The following is a 6,000-nucleotide window of genomic DNA, read 5'->3' as shown; positions in this document are numbered from 1 at the left end:
CAGCAGTGATGCTGCCCTCCAGATGCTCCAGTGCCTGGAAGAACGCGTCCTTCACCTCATGAGACGCCATGGTCCTCGCAACTCCCCAAAAATTCAGGGCGTTGCGAGGACCACTAGAAACTGCCCCTCGGTGGGGAGCGGCGTCGTTCGTCTGTGGAACGGCTCAGGCGAGCACGATGGTGCGGTTGCCGGAGACCACCACGCGGCCTTCGGTGTGCCACTTCACTGCGCGGGACAGGGCCTGGGTCTCCGCCTCGGAGCCCACCGCCACAAGGTCTTCCGGGGCGTGGGCGTGGTCCACGGGGATCACACGCTGGGCGATGATGGGGCCCTCGTCGAGGTCCGGGGTGACGTAGTGGGCGGTGGCCCCCACCATCTTCACGCCGCGCTCGTACGCCTGGTGATAGGGCTTGGCACCCTTGAACGAGGGCAGGAACGAGTGGTGGATGTTGATGCAACGCCCGGTGAGCTGCTGGGTGAGCTCGTCCGAGAGGATCTGCATGTAGCGGGCGAGGACCACCAGCTCGGCGTCGTAGGCGTCCACGAACTCGAGCAGCTGGGTCTCCGCCCGGGGCTTGGTGTCCCGGGTGACGGGAACGTGGTGGAACGGCACCTCGTAGAGGTCCACGAGCGGGCGCAGGTCCGTGTGGTTGGACACCACCGCTACGATCTCCACGGGCAGGGAGCCCACGTGGGCGCGGTGCAGCAGGTCCACGAGGCAGTGCGAGATCTTGGAGACCATCACGAGGACCCTGGTCTTCTTGCGCGCATCCACCAATCGGAAGTCCATCCGGTGCTTCTCCGCTACGGGGCGGAAGCCCTCGATGAGCGACTCCGTGGTCACTGTCCCGGGCTCGCTGATCGTGTGGCAGCGGATGAAGAACTCGTTGTTGTGGCGGTCGGAGAAGTGCTTGACGTCGAAGATGTCGCATCCCTGGCCGGTGAGGTTGGAGGCCACGGCGCTGACAAGGCCGTACGCCTCGGGGCAGTGGGCGGTCAGGATGTGCTCGTCGGGCGCGGCCGTCTGGGCAGACATGAGGGGATGCTCCTGGGTCAGGGTGGGTCACGGTGCGGCTCGTCAGACCACTCGTCCGGTGGCGCGGCCGCAGCTGATCCTATCGTCCCCCGGGCCTCGCGCGTCCCGGGCGGCTGCCCATTCCGGGACGCGCCCGATTCGGTGCTCTGCCCGTCGGGGGATGATGACGTGTCTCGGGATGCTTGTGGGCCCCAAGACACCGGCCCTTCGGGGAGCCGCGGGGGCGTTGTCGACCGGTGGCCGCGAGAGCGGACGGTAGGAGCCCGTCCGGCGCGGGGAGAGGTGCGCCTCTGTCAGAGAACCAGCGGCCACCGGCAGGCGATAACGCCTCAACGGGATCAAGCCGTGGGCTGAGCGGCTACCGACGCACAGCATCTGCCACAGTGCACCCCCCAGTGCAGGTGTGGCGATTTCCCTGTGCGAAGTCTCCCGTTGCGGTGGTTCGTAGAACCACGCCCTCAGAATATCCGAATTTCTCAGATTACTCGGAGCTTGTGATTTTGCATACACTTTCTGCCGACTCGCAGTGTGATATTGCGGAGGGGGCTCGCGGCGACCATTTTCCGACTCAATAGGCCTCTGACTAGGGCAAACGATCAGATCTTTTCGGCCGGATATGATTAGCGAAGGCGAAGACTGGCCTATGTCCTGGATAACTGATAAAAATGTGGCCACTAGAGGGGACAAGCGGGAGGTGGTGGCCCGCGCGAAGCGGCGAGACTGTCTCAGGCGGTCCCCGTGTTGAACGCCAGCCCCAGCAGGTAGGTGGCCACTGCCGCGCCGTAGCCGATCCCGAGTTGCCGCAGTCCCCGCTTAAGCGGAGAGGCGCCGGAGAGCAGGCCCACGAATCCGCCGGTCACCAGCAGCGCCAGGCCCACGAGTGCCATGCCCACGGCCATCGCCACCCAGCCGCCCAGGCCGAACAGGTACGGGAGGATCGGGATGATGGCGCCGGAGGCGAAGAAGCAGAAGCTGGAGGCCGCCGCACCCAGGTCCGTGCCGAGGGCCTGGTTCTCCCCCGCGGCCGGGGCGTCCTCGTCCGTGGCCAGCGCGAGCCGCGCCCGCTCGTCCTGGAAGGACAGCGAGGGGTCGCAGTCGCAGTCGTGGTAGCCGAGACGCTCTGCCGCGCGGTGCTCGGCGGCCTCCTCGCTCATGCCACGGGCCCGGTAGATCAGGGTGAGCTCGTTCGCATCGAGGTCCAGGGAGGGTGCCACCTCCAGCGTGACCTGCGTGGGCTGCGAGGCGTCCAGGAGCTCGCGCTGGGAGCGCACGGACACGAACTCGCCCGCGCCCATGGACAGCGCGCCGGCGAGCAGGCCGGCCACCCCGGAGAAGAGCACCATGGAGCTCGACGTGCCCGTGGCGCCCACGCCCATCACGAGCGCGAGGTTCGAGACCAGGCCGTCGTTCGCGCCGAACACCGCCGCGCGGAAGTTCCCGGACAGCCGGGTGCGGCCGTCCGTGGCGAGTGCCCGGATGATCTCCTCGTGCACGGCCTCGTCCGCCGCCATGGCGTCGGTGGCGTCCGGGTCCTCCCGGTACGGGGAACGGGACTCGGCGCGCTGCAGCAGGGCGAGCACGAAGACGGAGCCCACGTGCTTGGCCAGGAACATCAGCAGCTGCGCCTGCAGTGCCGGGCGCACGGTCTTCTCCGCGTGGGGTCCGAGCAGTCGGCGCCAGTGCTCCGCGTGGCGGCCCTCGCCCTCCGCCACGCTGTGCAGGATCTCAGCGTGGCGCCCGGAGCTGTGGCGGGCCAGGTGCTCGTAGGTGGCGGCCTCCGCGAGCTCGTCCGCGAGGTAGTGGCGCCAGCGGCGGATCTGGGTGGGAGTCGGCTCGTGGGTCTCGGGCGGCGTGGACGACGGCGTGGTGGTTCGTGGCATGACTGGGGATCCTATGCGCGGGGCCGCGGGAGGTGCTTTCGGGAGCCCGAACTTGCCGGCTCAGACTCCGACGAGCGAGCGGATGTCGTCCGCGTTCAGGGTTGCGGAGAACACGCGCTCGTCGTCGAGCACGGCGCTGAAGAGGTCTGCCTTGCGGGTCTTCAGCTCCATGACCTTCTCCTCGATCGTGTTCTCCGCGACCATCCGGTAGACCATGACCTTCTTGGTCTGCCCGATCCGGTGGGTGCGGTCCACCGCCTGGTTCTCCGCGGCGGGGTTCCACCACGGGTCCAGGAGGTAGCAGTAGTCCGCCTCGGTGAGGTTGATGCCGAAGCCGCCGGCCTTGAGGCTCACGAGGAACACGGGGGCGCGGCCGCTGCGGAACGTCTCGAGGGCGCCCGCACGGTCCCGGGTGCTGCCGTCCAGGTAGGCGTATGCGATCCCGGCCTCGTCCAGACGGTCCGCGACGATCTTCAGGAAGCTGGTGAACTGGCTGAACACGAGTGGCCGGTGGCCTTCCTGGACGAGCTGCGGAAGCTGCTCGAAGAGCACGTCCAGCTTGGAGGACGCCGCGGTGGACTCGGGGTCCACGAGCGCTGGGTCCAGCGCGAGCATCCGCAGCGTGGTGAGCGACTGGAAGATGGTGAACCTGTTGCGGTCGAAGTCCCGCAGCAGCCCCAGGATCTTGGCGCGCTCGCGCTGCAGCCTGCGGTCGTAGGCGGCACGGTGCTCCGGGTTCAGACCCACCGGCAGCACGTGCTCGAGCTTGGGGGGCAGCTGCAGGTCCACGTCCGCCTTGGTGCGCCGCAGCATGAACGGGCGCAGCCGGGCCCGCAGCCTGGCCAGGGCGTCTGAGTCCATGGCGCGCTCGATGGGCCGCTGGTAGTGCTCCGTGAACTGCTTGCGCGAGGGGAACAGGCCCGCAGCGGTGAGGGAGAGGAGGGACCACAGCTCGGACAGGCTGTTCTCCATGGGGGTGCCCGTGATGGCGAGGCGGGTGCGGGCTCGCAGGCTCTTGACCGCGCGGTAGGCCTTGGTCCGCGGATTTTTCACGAACTGGGCCTCGTCCATGACCACTCCGGCCCAGTCCACGTCCTGGTAGGCCTCGGCGTCCAGGCGCAGCAGCGCGTAGGAGGTGAGCACCACGTGGGAGTGCGCCGCGGCGTCGGTCACCGAGTCCTTGGTGCTCGTGAGCACCGTGGTGCTCAGGGAGGGGGCGAAGCGGCGCAGCTCTGCGGACCAGTTGGCCACCACGGAGGTGGGGGCGACCACCAGGTACGGCGGGAGGTCCGGGTCCCGCTCCACGGCGCGCAGGACGGCCGCGATGGTCTGCACGGTCTTGCCGAGGCCCATGTCGTCCGCGAGGATCCCGCCGAGGTCGTGGTCCCACAGGAAGCTCAGCCAGCGGAACCCCTCGTACTGGTACGGGCGCAGCGTGGCCTGCAGCTGCGGGGGCACCGGCGGAGAGGGGATCTCGTCAAGGTGCGCGAGGGCGCGCACGCCGGTGCGCCACTGCTCGGCCTGCTCGGTGTCCGTGGCCAGCTCCTCGAACTGCTCCCACAGGCTGCTCTGGTACCGGTTAAGGCTCAGGGGTCCACCCTTGTCCTCCTGCAGGGTCCGGGCCTCGGCGATCAGCTCCCGCAATCGGATGAACTCAGGACGGTCCAGGGAGAAGTAGGAGCCGTCCGGCAGCAGCATGACGTCCTGGCCGCGGTCCAGGGCCTGGAAGATCTCGGAGAACGGCAGGTAGTGCTCGCCCACGCGGACGGTCACTCCCAGCCCGAACCAGTCGTGGTGCTCGGTGGGCGCCGTGGAGACCGTGATCTGCGTGGGCTCGTTGACCTCCTCGTAGGCGGGGCGCCCGCCGGTCTCTTCGATGCGCAGGTCCGGGATCCTGCGCAACTGGGGGAGCCAGGTGCGCAGCAGCGTGAGTGCGTCCTCGGCGGCGTAGGAGCCACGCCGGAAGTCGAGGTCCGGGATCCTGCGGTGCACCGCCTGGACCATGGAGGACTCCCAGCCGGACTCCCGCGCCACGGCCTCGTCCCCCAGCGGGTCCAGGGGCCTGAACGGCAGCCGCACCCGTTCGCGGCCCTTCTGGTACTCCCACTCCCACTCGACACGCTCGGTGAGGTCGTCGTGGTGGAGGGTGAGTACGAACTCGGGATCCGCGACCTGCGGCAGCACCAGGGACTCCTCCCCGGCGGTCACGTGCATGCTCTGGTGCAGGCGCGGGAAGTAGCTCTCGAAGAACTCCTCCACTCCTTCCTGCGGCACCGTCAACGTCTCGGCGCGGTCCAGGAACGAGCGCTGCTGCTGGTTCAGGCGCGTGCCGAGCGCCACGAGGTGCAACGGGAACTGGTTGAGGTCCTCCGCGGCATCGAGGGCCTCGGGGGTCGCCTGCGGGTAGAAGAGGCCGTGGCCGGGGTGGCCGATGATCCGCGTCCAGCGCAGGGGGATCTCCTTCTCGCCCACCACGACCTGCGGGTGCAGGCGCAGCTCCCCGTTCTCGCCCGGGTCCACGCGGACCTCGAAGCGGCCCGCGGGGTCCAGGACCACGGGGGCACCCGTGCCCCGGGAGACCAGCGGGATGCCGAGGGCCTCGGCGCGCGCGAGCAGCGGCCACAGCAGGGGCGAGGTGTAGCGCTCCAGGCGCAGCTGGTAGCGGTCCGCGGCGTAGCTGCCGCGGTGGGACTCAGCGAGCGTCCTCAGCTCCTCGAACCAGTCCAGCTGGTCGTCGTCGAGCACGCCGGAACGGGCGTTGGAGCCCAGGTTCGACCAGTCGATCCCGGAGCGCACCCAGCCGCGGCGTCCCCGCACCACGGGCCTCGCGGAGAGAGTCAGAGGGATCTCCCCGGGTGATTTCTGCCACGCCTTCGGGGCCCGGTTCTGCACGCGGACGAGGTCGAGCTCGAGCGCCGCGGCGGGACCGGAGTCCGGGTCCGCGACGACCCTGCCCCCGCCGGAGCGGGGCACGATGAGGGACAGCTCGCTGCGCCAGTCCGGATCCGCACCGGGGAGAGGGGCGTCCGGGAACTGCGCAGCACCAACCATGGCGTCTACCGTACCGTCCGGCCCGACGCCGGG

The 6,000-nt window shown here is 69.3% G+C and carries 3 protein-coding genes; all 3 read right to left on the bottom strand.

The features are described 5' to 3' along the window. Positions 1–163: 163 nt before the first annotated feature. Positions 164–1,036, bottom strand: coding sequence for a formyltetrahydrofolate deformylase (gene purU, locus ABD264_RS09910; RefSeq protein WP_055083448.1), 873 nt, complete (start codon positions 1,034–1,036; stop codon positions 164–166). Positions 1,037–1,761: 725 nt separating this feature from the next. Then, entirely contained in the window at positions 1,762–2,916 is a 1,155-nt protein-coding gene (locus tag ABD264_RS09905; RefSeq protein ID WP_144942406.1) for a VIT1/CCC1 transporter family protein, read from the bottom strand. A 60-nt stretch (positions 2,917–2,976) separates the two neighbouring features. Continuing rightward, a complete protein-coding gene (locus ABD264_RS09900) occupies positions 2,977–5,967 on the bottom strand; it encodes a DEAD/DEAH box helicase (protein ID WP_344205838.1) in 2,991 nt (996 codons plus the stop codon). Between the last annotated feature and the right edge of the window lie 33 nt (positions 5,968–6,000).

The organism is Kocuria salsicia (genome assembly GCF_039532055.1).
In the GTDB taxonomy this organism is placed as follows: domain Bacteria; phylum Actinomycetota; class Actinomycetes; order Actinomycetales; family Micrococcaceae; genus Kocuria; species Kocuria salsicia.
This window is presented reverse-complemented; position numbering and strand designations above follow the sequence as displayed.

Excerpts from the sequence above, each read along its gene's own strand:
- purU (WP_055083448.1), bottom strand. The coding sequence starts at position 1,036 with ATGTCTGCCCAGACGGCCGCGCCCGACGAGCACATCCTGACCGCCCAC.
- ABD264_RS09905 (WP_144942406.1), bottom strand. The coding sequence starts at position 2,916 with ATGCCACGAACCACCACGCCGTCGTCCACGCCGCCCGAGACCCACGAG.
- ABD264_RS09900 (WP_344205838.1), bottom strand. The coding sequence starts at position 5,967 with ATGGTTGGTGCTGCGCAGTTCCCGGACGCCCCTCTCCCCGGTGCGGAT.